14 protein-coding genes are annotated in these 16,293 nt (G+C 71.2%); 6 read left to right on the top strand and 8 right to left on the bottom strand.

Annotated features, from left to right (window positions below):
- Nucleotides 1-281: 281 nt before the first annotated feature.
- Nucleotides 282-971, top strand: coding sequence for a TetR/AcrR family transcriptional regulator (locus OHT01_RS38225; protein ID WP_328557699.1), 690 nt, complete (start codon nt 282-284; stop codon nt 969-971).
- Between the two features lie 161 nt (nt 972-1,132).
- On the opposite strand, the gene OHT01_RS38220 is transcribed toward OHT01_RS38225, so the two are convergent.
- Both OHT01_RS38220 and OHT01_RS38215 read right to left on the bottom strand, forming a co-directional pair.
- Complete coding sequence (locus tag OHT01_RS38220; RefSeq protein WP_328557698.1) at nt 1,133-2,122, bottom strand: ornithine cyclodeaminase family protein; 990 nt, start codon at nt 2,120-2,122, stop codon at nt 1,133-1,135.
- 227 nt (nt 2,123-2,349) lie between these two features.
- Nucleotides 2,350-2,703, bottom strand: coding sequence for a VOC family protein (locus OHT01_RS38215; RefSeq protein ID WP_328557697.1), 354 nt, complete (start codon nt 2,701-2,703; stop codon nt 2,350-2,352).
- Between the two features lie 146 nt (nt 2,704-2,849).
- On the opposite strand from OHT01_RS38215, the gene OHT01_RS38210 reads away from it, so the two are divergent.
- Nucleotides 2,850-3,575: a vWA domain-containing protein gene (locus tag OHT01_RS38210; RefSeq protein WP_328558411.1), complete on the top strand. Its 726-nt coding sequence runs from the start codon at nt 2,850-2,852 to the stop codon at nt 3,573-3,575.
- Nucleotides 3,572-4,180, top strand: coding sequence for an RNA 2',3'-cyclic phosphodiesterase (thpR, locus tag OHT01_RS38205; RefSeq protein ID WP_443043496.1), 609 nt, complete (start codon nt 3,572-3,574; stop codon nt 4,178-4,180). The genes OHT01_RS38210 and thpR overlap by 4 nt, the downstream gene beginning before the upstream one ends.
- Nucleotides 4,181-4,285: 105 nt before the next feature.
- Here thpR and OHT01_RS38200 read toward each other — a convergent pair whose 3' ends face one another.
- From OHT01_RS38200 to tatA, 3 genes are all read right to left on the bottom strand, one after another.
- On the bottom strand, nt 4,286-5,374 hold the full coding sequence (locus OHT01_RS38200) for a MerR family transcriptional regulator (RefSeq protein WP_328558410.1): 1,089 nt from the start codon (nt 5,372-5,374) through the stop codon (nt 4,286-4,288).
- 280 nt (nt 5,375-5,654) lie between these two features.
- Nucleotides 5,655-6,182: a hypothetical protein gene (locus OHT01_RS38195; RefSeq protein ID WP_328557695.1), complete on the bottom strand. Its 528-nt coding sequence runs from the start codon at nt 6,180-6,182 to the stop codon at nt 5,655-5,657.
- 219 nt (nt 6,183-6,401) lie between these two features.
- Nucleotides 6,402-6,683, bottom strand: a complete 282-nt coding sequence (gene tatA, locus OHT01_RS38190) for a Sec-independent protein translocase subunit TatA (protein ID WP_328557694.1) — start codon at nt 6,681-6,683, stop codon at nt 6,402-6,404.
- 275 nt (nt 6,684-6,958) lie between these two features.
- Here tatA and OHT01_RS38185 point away from each other — a divergent pair, with 275 nt between their 5' ends.
- Entirely contained in the window at nt 6,959-7,618 is a 660-nt protein-coding gene (locus OHT01_RS38185) for a zinc ribbon domain-containing protein (RefSeq protein ID WP_328557693.1), read from the top strand.
- A 28-nt stretch (nt 7,619-7,646) separates the two neighbouring features.
- On the opposite strand, the gene OHT01_RS38180 is transcribed toward OHT01_RS38185, so the two are convergent.
- The 3 genes from OHT01_RS38180 to OHT01_RS38170 form a co-directional block, all read right to left on the bottom strand.
- Complete coding sequence (locus OHT01_RS38180; RefSeq protein ID WP_328557692.1) at nt 7,647-9,164, bottom strand: LCP family protein; 1,518 nt, start codon at nt 9,162-9,164, stop codon at nt 7,647-7,649.
- A 352-nt stretch (nt 9,165-9,516) separates the two neighbouring features.
- A complete protein-coding gene (gene mgtA, locus OHT01_RS38175) occupies nt 9,517-12,285 on the bottom strand; it encodes a magnesium-translocating P-type ATPase (RefSeq protein ID WP_328557691.1) in 2,769 nt (922 codons plus the stop codon).
- Nucleotides 12,278-12,640 (bottom strand): ArsR/SmtB family transcription factor, encoded by a 363-nt coding sequence (locus OHT01_RS38170; RefSeq protein ID WP_328557690.1) that lies wholly within the window; start codon nt 12,638-12,640, stop codon nt 12,278-12,280. The genes mgtA and OHT01_RS38170 overlap by 8 nt, the downstream gene beginning before the upstream one ends.
- A gap of 511 nt (nt 12,641-13,151) precedes the next feature.
- Here OHT01_RS38170 and OHT01_RS38165 point away from each other — a divergent pair.
- Nucleotides 13,152-14,519: a nucleotide sugar dehydrogenase gene (locus tag OHT01_RS38165; RefSeq protein WP_328557689.1), complete on the top strand. Its 1,368-nt coding sequence runs from the start codon at nt 13,152-13,154 to the stop codon at nt 14,517-14,519.
- Complete coding sequence (locus tag OHT01_RS38160) at nt 14,516-16,279, top strand: glycosyltransferase family 2 protein (RefSeq protein WP_443043495.1); 1,764 nt, start codon at nt 14,516-14,518, stop codon at nt 16,277-16,279. Before OHT01_RS38165 ends, OHT01_RS38160 begins: the two co-directional genes overlap by 4 nt.
- The last annotated feature ends 14 nt before the right edge of the window (nt 16,280-16,293 follow it).

Below are 16,293 nucleotides of genomic sequence, written 5' to 3'. Positions count from 1 at the left end.
AGCTGAACCGGGAACTGACTGAGCGTTCGCTAAAAAGGTAGGAGCGACAGGGAGGACGGTCAACGCCTGGGACGCACCGAGTTCTCGACCGCCGTCACCGCAACCCATCGGTGAACTCCCGCTTGCAGTGCTCCACTTCGCGGCGAGGGCGGCGAGGACGGCGAGCGAACGTCACCAAATCCACTCACACATACTGAGCGGCCGATAAGCAGAAAGGCGGGGGACATCGTCCTTCCTGGACGTACGATGTCCCGCGTCACCGACCCGTCCGAGGAGAGCCGTTGAGCACCGAGCCGAGTCAGGCCACCGCCGCTCCCGAGCAGCGCTGGCGCTCGTACGGACCGCTCGCACTGCACCCCATCCTTCTGCACGCCATGGAGGCGTTCAACGAGCACGGCTACCACGGCACTTCGGTCCGGGAGATCGCCGGCCGGGTCGGTGTCACCGTGCCCGCGCTCTATTACCACTACGAGAACAAACAGGCCCTTCTCTCCACGTTGCTGGAGACGTCCATGAAGGACGTCCTGGACCGCTGCCGGGCAGCCGCCGAGGAAGCCGGTGAGGACCCGCTGCCCCGTTTCCGCGGCATGGTGGAGTCGATCGTTCTCTACATGGCCCACCGCAAGGGGCTCGCGTTCCTGGACACCGAGATCCGCAGCCTGGAGCCCGCGAACCGCGCCCGTTACGTGGCACTGCGGGACTATCTGGAGCACATGCTGCTGGACACCGTGCGGGCGGGCGTCCGCCAGGGCACGTTCACCACGCCGATCCCGGCCGACGCCGTCCGGGCGGTCCTCGCCATGTGCCAGGGCGTCGCCAACTGGTACCGCGAGAGCGGGTCCCTGACCGCCGAGGAGGTCGCCGAGCGCTACGTCCTGCTGTGTCTCGGAACGATCGGACACCCTGGAACCCTCGGCGGCGGGGCCGTCCCCGGGCCGCGGCCACGGGCGGCCCGAAGGCGTCAGGCCTGAGAACTCGGCACCCGAGCCGCGCGGACACCGCTCGGGCACTCCCGGACCGAGCCGCTGAACAGCCGGCTCGGTGACTTCCGTTCGGAGCCGGCGTGCCGCCCGTCGCCGAGTGCCGCCGACTGCCGCCGCGAACGAAGGACGGACACGTGCCGGCAGCGGTATCACCGCAGCGTGATCTCCTCGCCGATCGACCGCTCGCGGGCGGACGCGACGACCAGGGCCGCGGCCGCGGCGTCCTGCGCTGCCACACCGACGGATTTGTAGAGGGTGATCTGGTCCGGCGCGGTGCGCCCCGGTCTGCTGCCCGCGACGAGTTCGCCCAGCTCGGCGTGTACGTGTTCGGCGGTGATGACGCCGTCGCGGATCGGCATGAGCAGGTCGTTGCTGCCCGCGGGGAGCGGGGCGAGCGCGGCCTGGCGCGATTCGACGCACACCAGCGCCTCGGCGATGGTGGCGTCGTCGATCTCGCGGCCGGCCGGGTTGAACCCCACGGACGTGATGTGCACCCCGGGTGTCAGCCAGGGGCGGCGGATCACGGGCTCGGCGGCGTGCGTCGTCGCGGCGGCGATGTCCGCGCCGTCGAGCGCCTCGGCGTAGCCGGACACTGCCCGGACGTCGGCCTCCAGCACGGCCGAGAGTTCCTCGGCCAGCGCGGCGGCCTTCGCCGGGTCACGGCCGGCCACGCGGATCTGCCGGATCGGGCGGACCCGGCAGATGGCGCGGGCGTGGGAACGGGCCTGAACGCCCGTGCCCAGTACGGCCAGCACCGACGCGTCCTCGCGGGCCAGCAGCCGTGCCGAGAGCGCGGAGGCGGCGCCGGTGCGTGCCGCGGTGATGGCCGTACCGTCCAGCAGTGCGACGGGCTCGCCGGTCTCCGGATCGAACGCCACGATCAGCGCCTGATGCGTAGGCAGTCCCACCCCGTCGTTGTGCGGGAAGAGTGAGACGAGTTTGGTCATCAGCACCCCGGCCGACGGCAGGAAGCCCGGCATGGCCGCCAGGAACCCGTCGTGTTCGGGCACCAGGGCGGCGACGCGGTCCGGTACCGAGGCGCGGCCCGCGCTGAGGTCCGCCATCGCCGGTGCCAGGGCGTCGATCAGCGCGTCCATGTCGAGCAGGGCCTCGACCTGCGAGCGGCCCAGAACAAGCATGCGCCTCAGCCTCCTGATGCCGGTCGTCCAGCCGACGACCGCTCAGCCGAAGCGTCGACCCGGGCCCCCGTCGCCCCGGCGACGACACGCGGCCCTTCTGCAGCGCATTCATCCGTACGCGCCGCGAGCAGCAGCGTGTACGCCGGCACCATCGGTGAACGGCCCTCGCCGCACTCCCACAACCCAGGGGTCCATCAGCAGGTGACCGAACGCGCTTCACCCTGCGGTCAGACGGCCTGCCACAGCTCGATCCGGTTGCCCTCGGGATCGGTGACCCAGCCGAACCGGCCGACACCCTCCATGTCCTGCGTCTCCTCCGCCACCTCGGCTCCCTTGGCCCGCAGTTGCGCGAGCATCGCGTCCAGGTCGCGGACGCGGAAGTTGAGCATGGTCTGCTGGCCGCGGGAACCGAAGTAGTCGGTCCCGGACTCGAACGTCGCGAACACCGTCGGCCCGGCTTCCTGTCGCCAGAGGCCGTGCTCATCGGCGTCCAGGCCCAGGCAATCGCGGTACCAGGCGCCCAGGGCCCCCGGGTCCGCGGCCCGCAGGAAATATCCACCGATCCCCAGCACACGTTCCATGCCGCCATCCTGCCAGGACGGCGATCGGGCACGCGGACACCACACTGCGACGGTCACCGCCACCAGGATGAGGACCGCACCCCGACAATGGAGTGGTGAACGTGGTCAACGCCCAGCCCGGCGCTCCGGCAATCAGTCTGTCCAAGATGCAGTCACAGGCCCCCGACCTGGTCAGCCTCTACGAGTCGGCCGGGTCCAGTGTGCGCGCCCACGGCCTGGAGGGAGTACGTGCCGCGGTCTACCTCGTGCTGGACCGCTCCGGGTCCATGCGGCCCTATTACAAGGACGGCACGATGCAGCATCTCGGCGAACAGGTGCTGTCTCTGTCCGCCCACCTCGATGACAACGGCACGGTGCCCGTCGTGTTCTTCTCCACCGACGTCGACGGACTCACCGACCTCAAGCTCGGAGGTCACCGGGGCCACATCGACAAACTGCACGAGAACCTCGGTCACATGGGACGTACGAACTACCACTGGGCCATGGACGAGGTCATCGACCACTACGTGGCATCCGGCTGCGACTCCCCCGCCCTGGTGATCTTCCAGACCGATGGTGGGCCCACCAGCAAGCTCGCCGCCGAGCGCTACCTGTGCAAAGCCGCCCGGCTGCCGATGTTCTGGCAGTTCATCGGTTTCGGCGACCCCGACGACAACGAGTTCGCCTTCCTCCGCAGACTCGACGATCTGGCCGTGCCCAGGCATCGCGTCGTCGACAACGCAGGCTTCTTCCACGCCGGCCGCGATCCGCGCTCGGTGCCCGACGAACTGCTCTACGACCGGCTTCTCCACGAGTTCCCCAACTGGCTCCTGTCCGCTCGTACCGCTCAAGTCCTGCCGCCGGACGGAGGCTCGGTGGCAGGTGCGGTATGAAGTCCGGTGTGAACGATCAGATCCGGCCCGCGACCGTTCGCGTGTTCATCGCCCTCGCCCCACCCGACCACGCGAAAGAGGAACTGGCCCAGGAGCTGCGCCCCGCGTACGACACACACCCGAACCTACGGTGGAACCGCATCGAGGACTGGCACATCACCCTGGCGTTCCTCGGGGAACTCCCGGTGGAGACCGTTCCACGCCTGCGACCGCCGCTCGCCGAGCTCGCGGCGGATCACCGGCCCCCCTCTCTGGCACTGCGCGGCAGCGGCCACTTCGACGACCGTGTGCTGTGGAGCGGAATCGACGGAGACCTCGATGAACTGCACGAGCTCGCCGCCGATGTACGGACCGCCGTCAGGAACTGCGGGGTCACCTTCGAGGAACGACCGCTCCGCCCCCACCTGACCCTGGCACGGGCCCGCAGAGGGGACCGGTCCTCGGCGGAGGAAGTCGCCCGAGCACTCGCTGATTTCACCGGCCACCCGTGGCCCGCCGGACGTCTGCACCTGGTCGGCAGCAACTTCGCCCGCGGAAACGGCCCGATCCACTACCGCGACATCGAGTCCTGGCCCCTCAGCGCCCCGAGCACCACCGGACCTTGACGGAGCCGGCCGTGTCCGGGCAACGCGTTCGCCGGGGTCTGGCGCGGCATGTGGCGGCCGCGGCGGTGAAGCAGGTATCGGCGGCGGTCTGCTCGCGCACCTCCTTCAGGCGATGAGCAGGCGGAGGCCGAGTTCTGCGGTGTCGAGGGCGACGAGGTCTCGGTTGCGTTCGGTCCACCGGCCCGAGGCGAGGTCGTCGCGGAGACTGTTCACCGCCCGCTGCTCGGCCTCGGGGCCGACTCTGGTCCATACCGACACCGCGCGGCGCACGGGTTCCTCCAGGTACGCCTCCGGTCGGCGCCAGTAGGCCTCGAAGAAGCCGTCGGCGCAGTCCCACGGGATGAGCACCGGCTCCGCGCGGCCCCCGATCGCACGGGTCAGGTCGGCGAGCGAAGGCCGGCCGACGAGAAGGTCCGCGAACTCGGGCAGGTAGTCGCGGGTGAGCCAGAACCGCTGTCGTCGGCCGGTATCACTGGCGTCGTACGTGAACACCACCACGCGGCGGGCCACACGCCGCATCTCCCGCAGACCCGCGATCGGGTCCCGCCAGTGGTGAACGGTGCTGAAGGCCATCGCGGCGTCGAAGGACTGGTCCGCGAACGGGAGGTTCTCCGCGGCGGCGGCCACGCACGGCGCCGCACCCGCGGGACGCTGGGCCCGCATGACGGCCGACGGTTCCACGGCGGTGACTTGTCGGTCGGAGGGCTCGTACGAGCCGGTTCCGGCCCCGACGTTCAGTACGGTCCGTGCGTCCCCGAGCGCTTCCCAGAGCCTCGCTGCGATCCGTGGCTCTGTGCGCCGCGTCGCCGGGTAGGCGGACCCGATGGCGTCGTACAACTGCGCCCCGAACACCTTCAGTTGTTCTTCCGGCGTCGTCCTGATCCCCATCGCGCGTGCCTCCAGCTCCCTGTCGATGGCCGCCACCGTGGCAGCCGCGCGGTCGCGCTGTTCCAGCAACAGGCGGCGCAGCCGGCGAAGACGCGCGACCGCGTCGGTGGCCGGGTCGTCGACCAGATCCGCGATCTCGCGCAGTCCGAAGCCCAGCCGCCGGTAGGCGAGCACCTCCCGCAGCCTCTCCACGTCGCCCGCCGAGTAGGCGCGGTATCCGGCCGCCGTCCGCGCGGACGACCGTACGAGGCCGATCTCGTCGTAGTGATGCAGTGTGCGGACGCTGACACCGGCCAGCTCCGCCACCCGTCCCACGGTCAGGTACTCCTCCACGCCACCGACTATGCGGTCTGACGCCACGTGAGTGTCAAGCGCTTCGCTCCACGTGGCCCGCGCACCCATCCAGCGGGGCGGGGACCGGCGGCCGGGCGCGATCCGAGGGCGGCGGTCCGAGATAGGCGGTCCGAGACGGGCGGTCCGAGACGGGCGATTCTCGCCGGGCGCGGAGCATCCGAGGAACCGTTGTCGACAGTGCTGTGGCGGGGCAGCCTCGAATCCGAGACGCCCCGCCACCGTCCGCCTTGTGTCAGCGGCCGTCGATCCTCAGGAACTGGCCCTGTGCGTCGTAGTCGATACGGCACTCCAGGTTGCCCTCGGACGCACAGTTCGGGGCCGCCGTGCCGTCCGCCGCCACTGTCGCCGTGACGCGGACCTGTCCGGCCCCGCCCGCGGACTGGTACACGGCCGTGGACGGGCCGACGATCGGAACCAGCACGCTGTAGTTCGGGAAGAGGACGCGAGGGTAGTCTCCGCTACCTTCCTTGGACACGAGCTGGACGCCGTCGATGGGCAGCCTGTTGCCCGTGATGATGCGCACCACCGCCGAGCTCGCGCCCGGGGCGCCGACTCCGGACGGCTGGACGCCGTTCCCGTTGCCGGAGCCCACGACGTTGTCATGGCCGACGTTGAAGATGTCACCGCCCGCGTACTGGTGCACGTTGGTGATGACGACCAGCGGGCCGTCACCGTCCCTGTCGGCGGCAGCGGCGGTGCCGGGTACGGCGAGGAGAGCGGCGCCGAGCAACACGGCGGCCTTGGCAACGGTACGGATCACAGGTCGTCCCTTCACATGCATCCCGTGGGGTTCGACCGTGACTGTAGGAACCGCTCAACGACGCGTGCCGCTCCATCGCCCGCCTGGGTGGTGTCGCTGAGCCGATCGCCCCACCACCGGCCGGGTTGCCGCGCATGCGGGCGAACGGCGCCCGGGTGAGGGGCACCCTCCCGTCGTCCTGTGCGCGACACGAGGGCCTCCGCCTCCCGGCTCGTGGCGTCAGTGTGCCGCGTGGTTCGCCGTTGCCGGCCGGGCCGTCCCGGAGGCCCCGGTCGCGGTCTGAAAGGCCTTCGGCGCCGGCTCGGCCGCCGTGTCCCGCGCCGCGTCGGCGGAGGGCCCGGTGGCACCCTCGTCCTTCATGGCCTTGGCCTCGCTCTTGAGGATGCGCATCGACTTGCCGAGCCCCCGGGCGGCCTCGGGCAGCTTCTTCGACCCGAACATCAGGATGATGACGATCGCCACGATCAGCAGGTGCCAGGGTTCCAGTCCGTTGCGGAGCATCTCGCCCACCCCTCCTCTTCACCGGACAGTGGCACGGACCAGGAGCGGTGCACCATCTGCCTCCATTGCTATGTTGCGCAACTGTACAACCATGGGCTGGGGCGGTGACCGGGACGGCACCGGGAGCCCCGCGTCCGTCTCCCCTCGCACGGTTGTCCGGGAGATGTGCCGCCCGGCCCTCCCCGGCGCGACCGTCCGGGCCGCCACCAGAACCGGGAACGCCCCGCAGACGTCGTAGTGCAGTGTGCCGACGGCTTGAACTGTGGGGGGACCACATGGACGGCGAGATCTACTTCAGCAACAACTACCGCGACTTGTGCGAGCGCAACGGCACAGGAGCCGGCTTCCAGTTCGAGTTCTCGTGCTCGCGGTGCTACGACACCTGGCGCTCGCCTTTCGAGCCGTACAGCGGTGAACGGGCCGCCACCTGGCTCAGGAAAGGGACGGACGTGGCCTGGAGCCTGCTGGGCAACACGGGTCGCGGGGTCACGTCCGCGGCCGACGGACTCGCCGGGGCCGGCTGGGGACGAGCCCGCGACCAGGCCTTCGAGCGGGCGATCGGCAACGCGCAGGGCCATTTCAATCGTTGCGCACGCTGCACGGACTACGTCTGTGGACGCTGCTGGAACGCGGCGCAGGGCCTGTGTCTCCGCTGCGCCCCCGACACCGCGGCGGAGGCCACGGCGGCCCAGCAGCGTGGGCTGAACGACATGGCGGCGCAGCGGGCGTACATGGCGGGGCAGCAGGCCGGGCAGAGCTACGACCCCACCGATCCCCGGCAGTTGGTCTGCCCCAGGTGTCGTACCGAGACGCACGGAGCGGCCTACTGCTCCGGCTGCGGTCATCACCTCGCCCAGACGACGCAGTGCGCCTCCTGCTCCGGCGTCGTGCCGGACGGCGCGGCCTTCTGTCCGGGCTGCGGAGCACGGAGGTAGCCCCTGGGGAGTCCGCCGATCGACCGGGTCACTCGTCCGAGTCGGGCTTGCTCCGCGCCGCAGCGTACGCCTGGGTCGGTGTCATGGGGACCCCGTTGAGGCTGACCGTCCGGTAGGGGCTGACCTTGGCGCAGGTCTTGGCCTGGTCGGCCGTGGACGCGTTGGCGTTGGAGACCGCGGTCTTCGTGTCCGCCGGGGCGGACGACGACGAGCCGCCGGGGTAGACGGTGCCGCTGGGCCAGTCGCTGCCGATCACCAGGATCAGGGCGCCGGTCGTGCCCTGCTTCAGATGGGAGGCGGACAGGCCAAGCGCCTTGGCGGCCGTCCGGGCCTCGCCCTTGTGACCGTCGCCGTAGGTGAGGGTCGTGGTCGTCGCGGCGCTGGGGGCGTTCGCCGTGGCCGTCCCGGAGTTGAAGCCCTGGTCGATGAGCGCGCTCGCGACGGCGGAGGCGCGGCCCGTGATCCCCGTGCCGTTCTCCACCGTCACGGCGACCTGGGAAGCGGGTACGGCGGTCGCCGAGGGCTTCGTGGTCGCGGCCGCCGCCGCGGACTTCTTGCCCGAACCGGTGGTCAGTGACTGGTCGTTGGCGATCGTCGCGAACAGGCTCTTGGCGCCCGTGCCCACCACCACACGGTTCTTGTCCGTCGCGTCGGGGGCCGTCTGCATCGTCGTGAAGGTCATCCGCTTCGTCGGGACCTTGTTCAGGTCGGACGCGAGGCCGATCAGCTTCTTCACGGTGCCCAGGCCGTCGTCCACGGTCAGCGCCTTGGTGGCGGCGTCCGCGAGGTCGTAGACCGCCCTGGGATCGGTGAGCGTGCCCGCGCTCTTGAACTTACGGATCATCGCGCTGAGGAAGATGTGCTGGGAGACGGTCCTGCCCAGGTCGCTGCCGTCGCCGAACCCGTGCCGGGAGCGGACGAACTCCAGCGCAGCCACGCCCTTGAGGGTGTGGCTGCCACTGGACAGCTTCAGGTGCGAGTAGGTGTCGTACACGTCCTTGTTGACGCATACGGAGACACCGCCGACCGCGTCGGACATCTTGACCACGCCGGAGAAGTCGAGTTTCACGAAGTGGTCGATGGGGATGCCGGTGAGCTGGTGGACGGTCTGCACCTGGCAGGCCGGCCCGTACTCCAGCGCCCCGTTGATCTGGCCGTAGTAGCCGGCCGTGGACTGGCCGGTCTCCTTGTCCTTGCAGGCGGGGACCTGGGTCATGGTGTCGCGGGGGATGCTCATCACGGTGGCGTTGGAGCGGTCGGCCGATATGTGCACCACCATCTGCACGTCGGCGTTGCTGCCGGTCTGCACGCCGGTCCGGGAACAGCCGCCGCCGAGTTTGCAGTCCGTCTTGCTCGTGCGGCCGTCGGAGCCCATCACCAGGATGTTGATCGGGGTGCGGCCGAACGCGTCCGCCTTCTCCGTGCCGCCCTTGCCGTCCAGTGGGACGCTCTGGATGTTGCCGTTCAGGTGCTCGTAGAACCACCAGCCGACACCCGCCGTGCCCAGTACGACAAGTGCCAGGCAGATGCCCGCGATCCTCAGCACCCGCCTGCCGCGCCCTGCCGGACGGGCCCGACGTGATCGCTTGTTGTGACGCGAGTGCGAGGCCGCCCTGGACGCGGCCCGGCCGCCGGGAGGACGTGCTCCGTCGGACTCCACCGCCCGCTGTCCGGGCACCCGGGACGATGGGCTGCGTGTGGCCTGGCCACCCGAGCCGTCCCACGGGTCGCTCATCTCCCACTCCCATGAACAGTCGGGCCCGTCAGGCCCGGGCCGTCAGGAGTACGGCCGGGCGTGAGCAGCGGTGTACGGGCGGACGAAGCCGGTGTCCACCTCGGTTGCGTAGTTGCGCAATCTAACAAATCGACAGACCGAACAGCAGGGCTCCCCCCGCTATTCACAGGTGAGGCATCTCATGGGAACCCTGATGAACCGAATTGCGTCCACCCGCATCTTTGGCTTTCGGGTTCCCGTCGCCGGCATCTCGGCCGGCGCCGGTTCCGCCGGCCGGAGCCCGGGCGGGAGCGCTCCCGCGACGCCGCTCGTAACGTGTCCTGGCGGCCAGCAGACCCACGGCGTAAAGGAACAGGACCGCGGCGAGCAGCACGTAGTACAGGGCCGGCAGGGCGGTCAGGCCGAGGATCGGTCCCAGCGGTGAGGCCGGCAGCGCCAGGCCGGCGGCCGCCAGTGTGATCGCGGCCCAGGCGACCGGGCTCGGTCCGCGGGATCCCGCGGCGGTGCGGCCCGCGCGCAGCAGCACCATCACCAGGGCCTGGGTGAGCAGGTTCTCGGTGAACCAGCCGGAGTGGAACACCGCCTCGTCGTCCCCGGTCCCGGGGCCGTGCAGGGCGAGCGCGAGAACGCCGAAGGTGGCCAGGTCGGCGACGGCGTTGAGCGCTCCGAAGCCGGTGATGAAGCGCAGGAGCCTCCGTGGGTCGAGCACGGTCGGCCGGTCCAGCACCGAGGGGTGGGGGCGGTCGTGGGCGAAGGTGAGCTGGGCCGCGTCGAAGCACAGGTTCTGCATCAGGACCTGTGCCGGAAGCATCGGCAGGAAGGGCAGCAGCAGGCCGGCGCAGAGCATCGCGAGGACGTTGCCGAGGTTGGACGACAAGGTGACGCGCAGGTACGTGGCGATGTTGCCGCCCGCGTGCCGGCCCGCCGCCACGGCATGGGCGATCGCGGTGAGGTCCTTCTCGGCGAGCACCACGTCCGCGACCTCCCGGACGACGTCGGAGGCGTCGCGCGGGGCGATGCCGACGTCGGCGGCGCGCAGGGCGGGCACGTCGTTGACGCCGTCGCCGAGGAAGCCCACGGTGTGCCCGGCGCTGCGCAGGGCCCGGGTGATCCGGGCCTTGTGCGACGGGGTGCAGCGCGCGAAGAGGTCCGTACGCAGGGCGGCTTCGGCCAGTTCGGTGTCGGTGAGGGCGTCGATGCCGTCGGCGGTGAGCACGGCGCCCCGATCGACGGGGATGCCCAGATCGAGGCACGCGCGGACGGCCGTCCCGGGATGGTCGCCGGTGAGGACCTTGACGGAGACACCTCGGTGGGCGAGGACCTCCAGCGCGGCGGTGGCGGTGGGCGCGAGCGCGTCCCGCAGAGTGATCAGGCCCCGGAACGTGAGGCCGCGTTCGTCGGCCGGCGTGTAGTCGCGTCCGCGGGCCGGACGCTGCGCGGTGGCGACCGCGAGGACTCGCGTACCGCCGTCGGCGTGCCGGGCGGCGAGGCCGGCCAGCCGTTCCCGCTCGTCGTCCGCGAGGACGCAGCGTTCCAGGACCGCCTGGACGTCTCCCTTGACGACCAGGGTGTGTGCGCCGAGCCGGCCGGGGCTTCGGACCACCGCGGTGGCGAGGCGGCGGTCCGGCGCGAAGGGCACGGCCGCGACACCGTCGTAGGCCGTGAGCTCGTCCTCGTCGACCGCGTCCAGGATCGCCTCGTCGAGGGCGTCGGGCTGGGGCAGGTCGCCGAGTTGCAGGGTCCACCACGCGTTCACGGCGGCCCAGTGCAGGACTTCGGGGTCGTCCTGGCCGTCCGGGCCGAGGGCGCGGTCGGCGACCGGTCTGTCCTCGGTGAGGGTGCCGGTCTTGTCCAGGCACAGCACGTCGACGGCGCCGACATCGTGCAGGGCGGGCAGCCGCTTGACGATCACGCCGTGCGTGCGGGCCAGCAGCGAGGCGCCGCGGGCCAGGCAGAGGGTGACGAGGACGGGCAGCATCTCCGGGGTCAGCCCGACCGCGACGGCCACCGCGAAGGGCAGCGTCTCCAGGCCGCGGCCGCGCAGTGCCGCGTTCGCCATCAGGACCAGCGGCGGGGTCAGCAGCATGAACCGGATGAGGATCCAGGAGATGCCGTTGACGGAGCGGTCGAAGGCGCTCGCCGCCGGTCGTCCCGCCGTGCGGTCGTGGGCGGCGGCGAAGCGGGTGTGCGCGCCGGTCGCGTGGACGACCGCGGTCGCGCTGCCGGAGGCCACGCTGCTGCCCTGGAAGCACAGCTGCGGCTGCTCGAACACGCCTGCGCCGGCCGGGGACGGCGGATCGTCGGCGGTTTTGGCGACGGGTTCGGATTCTCCGGTCAGCGCGGCCTGGTGCACGGTCAGGCCGCCGGCCCGCAGCAGCCGTACATCCGCGGGCACGAGGTCGCCGGGGGCCAGCCGGATCACGTCACCGGGCACCAGCTCGGCCACGGGTACCTCGCGGGTCGCCGGGGCGGCCTCCTCGTCGGGCCGCCGGACGACGGTGGCGGTGGTGGCGACCAGCTCACGCAGCGCGGCCGTGGACCGGTCGGCCCGGTGCTCCCCGCAGGCGCGCAGCGCGCAGCTCACCACGACGAGCAGCAGGATCACCGAAGCGGTGCCCCAGGCGAAGACGGCCGCCGAGACGAGCCCGAGGCATCCAAGGACCGCGGTGAACGGGTCCCGAAGGCTGCGTACGAACAGGTGCGCCCAGGAGGCTTCGCGCCGGGCCGGGCCGGTGTTCTCGCCCAGCCGGGCCGTCCGCTCCTCGGCCTGCGCCTCGGTCAGGCCGCGCGGGCCGCTGTCCAGGGTGCGCAGCACCTCCAGCACCGTGGGCGCGGTGTGTCCGGGCGGGACCTCGCCGAGGCGTGCGCGTGCGGCCGGTGGAGCGGGTGTCCCGGTGCCCTGCTGCTCCCAGGCCGCGGTGGCCTCAGCCACCGGCGCCGTGCAGTTCGCGCACGGGCGCGAGGGCGGGCTGGGATCGCGCGGTCAGCTGCCCGACCATCACCTGCACCACGGTGACGATGTCGGGGTCGTCGACGTAGTAGACCTGCCGTCGGCCCTCACGGCGGGAACGGACGAGTCCGGCGAGCTTCAGCTTGGCCAGATGCTGGCTGACCGCCGGCAGGGCGCCGCCGACCCGGTCGGCGAGGTGTGTGACGTCGCTTTCACCCTGTGACAGGGCCCACATCAGGTGCAGCCGGGCGGAAGAGGCGAGCAGTCCGAAGGCGGCGGCCGCCTCGGCGAGAACTTCGGCGGACGGATCCTCGAAAGCACCGACGCTTCCCGTCACAGCCCACTCCCGCCCGCTTCACAGCCCTCACTCATGCGCCCGCCCAGTCTAGGACCCCGGGTAGGGGCCGTACCCGCCGCGCCCGGCACTGCCGGGCGCGGACCGCGGCACCCCGGGGGCGACTCCGCGCCCCCTCATGGACCTTCAGGTGACGTTCGCGACATAGTGGCGATTTGCTGCCGAAAACGTTATGTCGTGCGTCACAGAATTCCCCCAGCCCGCGCCATTACCTTGAGAAATCGGGCAAGTCGGCATCTTTTCACCATTTGATTCGATAAAGGATTTAACGTAGTTTCTTTGCAGAACGTTTCCCCGCGGACTCCTCCTCGAACATCGTCGTTCAGCGCTGGTCCGCCGTGGGACAGGGCACCCCGATCCACCGGGCTGCTGCGGGTACCGCAGCGCCGATGCGGCACGCCGCCCGGCCGTACGCCCTCCTCGCGTACAAGGCAGCCCCCAGGGGCCGGCTGTGCACCTGTCCCACTTCTGACGACTCTGACGACGGAGATTCATGGAACTGCTGTTGGCCGCCAGGCCTGCCCCTGCCACGTCCGCCACCCGTGAGCCGGCGCCGGACGAGCACACCGCGGCCTCCGTCGCGCACCTCGCGGCCTCCGTCGAGTACGCCGCGGGGACCGTGGCCGTCGTCGGCCTGGGCTACGTCGGACTCCCCACCGCCCTAGCCCTGCTCGCCGCGGGCAACGAGGTCGTCGGCGTCGACGTCAGCGAGGCCAGGCTGGACGACATCCGCGGCCGCGAGGTCGACCTGCTGCCCAGCGACCATGCCCGTCTCGCCACCCACGCGGACGACCCGAGCTTCACGCTGACCTCCGACCCCCGGGCGATCCGGCACGCACGGACCGTGCTCATCTGCGTTCCCACGCCCGTCGACGCGCACCTGGTGCCCGACCTGCGCGCGCTGACCGCCGCCTGCGCCTCCGTGGTGGCCCACGCCACACCCGGCCAGCTCATCATGCTGACCTCCACCACCTACGTCGGCACCACCCGTGAGCTGCTCGTGGAGCCGCTGACCGCGCGCGGATTCGACGTCGGCACCGACGTCTACGTGGCCTTCTCCCCCGAGCGCATCGACCCGGGCAACGCCCACCACGCCCAGGACCGGACGCCCCGCGTCGCCGGCGGCACCAACGAGCTGACCAACCGCCTGGCCGAGGCGGTCCTGCAGCGCACCGCACCGGCCGTGCATCTGCTCCCCTCCGCCGAGCAGGCCGAGATGACCAAGCTGTGGGAGAACACCTTCCGCGCGGTCAACATCGCGCTGGCCAACGAGTTCGCCGAGGACTGCCGGGAGCTCGGCCTGGAACCGCTGTCGATCATCGAGGCCGCCGCCACCAAGCCGTACGGCTTCATGCCCTTCTACCCCGGCCCCGGCGTCGGCGGGCACTGCATACCCTGCGACCCGCACTACCTGCTGTGGCAGTTGCGCGCCCGCCGGGTGTCCTCGCCCCTCATCGACGCCGCCATGACCGCCATCGCGGGCCGGCCGCGGCGCGTCGCGCAGCGCGTGCGGGACCTCCTCGCCGAGCACGGCAGGTCGATCTGCGGCGCCCGCGTGCTGGTCGTCGGCGTGGCCTACAAGCCCGGTGTGGCCGACGTACGGGAGTCCCCGGCGCTGGAGATCATGGAGGAGCTGGCGGCCGACGGCGCGAAGCTCGCCTTCCACGACCCGCTGGTGACCTCCGTGCGGCTCGGTACCGCCGTGCACACCAGTGAGCCGACGCCCGCGACCGGGGACTGGGACCTCGTGCTCGTGCACACCGTCCACCCCGGTGCCGACCTCGGCTGGCTGACCGAGCAGCCGGTCGTGCTGGACGCCACCTACCGGCTCGACTCCGTGCCCGGCAAGGCGGTCGTGTGAGCAGCCGATCGCACCCCTCCCGGGGTGACGAGGGCTCGTACAGGGAAGCGCCCCTGCCCCGCCTCGCCCCCGCCGGCCCGACGGCCGACGAGGCGCGGTACATCGACACGCTGCACCTCGGCGACGACCTCGTCCACGCGGGCCAGGTGTTCGGGGAACAGCTCTCCGGCGGTCGTACACCGACGCGGGAGACGGGCTCGGTGGACCTCGTGGCCGCACCCGCGCCCGTCCTTCCTCGGACCGTGCCCGTCGAACTCCCCCACCCCCGCACGGCGCCTGCCGAACCCCGCCGGCCCGGCGCGGCGCCCGTCGAACTGTCCCGGCTGCGCTCGGCCCGCCCCCACCGGCCCGGTGTCGTCCGCCGCTGGCTGGACCGGCAGGACACGGCGATCCGGCACGCGGCCCGCCGCGTCCTGACCCTGCTCTGCCTGCTGCCCCTGCTGCTGCTCCTCGCCCGTGAGGCACCGCGACTGGCCCAGAACCCGGTGGTCCTCGGCTACGGCTTCACCGTCCTGGTCGGCACCATCGCCATGCTGTACATCGCCTACAGCCGCTACGACGATCCCTCCGAGCGTCAGCTGCGGCGCCGGCCCCGCGCCGGTGAACTCGCCTCCTTCCCCGCCCTGCCCACGGTCCCCCGGGTCTCCTTCCTGCTGGCCGTCAAGGACGAGGAGGAGTGCATCGAGGCCTGCGTGCGCTCCATGGCCGACAGCGACTACCCGGACCTGCAGATCGTCGTGGCCGACGACCTCTCCGAGGACGGAACCCGGGACGTGCTGCGCCGCCTGGAGCGCGAACTCGGCATCACGGTCATCTACCTGGAGAAGAACGTCGGCAAGAAGCACGCTCTGGTAAGGGCCTGCGAGGTCGCCGACGGCGACGTCATCGCCTTCACCGACTCCGACTGCATCCTCGCCCCGGACGCGCTGGCCCGCTGCGTCCACGCCCTGGTCACCCACCCCGAGCTGGGCGCGGTCAGCGGTCACACCCGGGCGCTGAACGCGGACGACACGTTCTTCACCAAGGCCCAGGACGTCTGGTACGAGGGCCAGTTCAGGGTGGCGAAGGCGGCCGAGGCCACCTTCGGCTCGGTGACGTGTGTCTCCGGACCGCTGGCCGTCTTCCGCCGCGACGCCATCTACAACTACCTCCCCGCCTGGGCCGGCGACCGCTTCCTCGGCGCACCCTTCCGATTCGCCACGGACCGCCAGCTCACCGGCTACGTCCTCGGACAGCGCTGGCGCGGCAGGGCGCTGAAGGAGCGTCACGCCGACTCCCCGTTCGTCGCCGAGCGGGACTACCCCGAGCGGGCCTGGCGGATCGGCTACGTGCAGTCCGCCAAGGTGTGGACCAACGTGCCCGCCCGCTTCAAGCCCTTCATGAAGCAGCAGATCCGCTGGAAGAAGAGCTTCATCCGCAACCTGTTCTTCACCGGGTCCTTCATGTGGCGCCGCGGCCCCGGCCCGGCCGCCCTCTACTACGGGCACGCCCTGTGGGTCGTCTCGGCACCCTTCATGGCCGTCCGCCACCTGCTGTGGGCGCCGCTGCACGGCGCGGCCTTCCTGACCCTGCTGTACCTGTGCGGAGTGACCCTCAAGGGCTGTGTCTGGGGGCTCGCCTTCAAGATCGACAACCCGGGGGACGACCGCTGGCGCTACCGGCCGCTGATGAGCCTGCTCTCCGCGCTCGTCCTGGCCTGGCTGCTGCCCTATTCCTTCGCCACCATCCGGCGTGGGGTCTGGGCCCGGGGGGCGAACTGATGACAAGGACGCGT

The organism is Streptomyces sp. NBC_00358 (assembly GCF_036099295.1).
In the GTDB taxonomy this organism is placed as follows: Bacteria; Actinomycetota; Actinomycetes; order Streptomycetales; family Streptomycetaceae; genus Streptomyces.
This window is presented reverse-complemented; position numbering and strand designations above follow the sequence as displayed.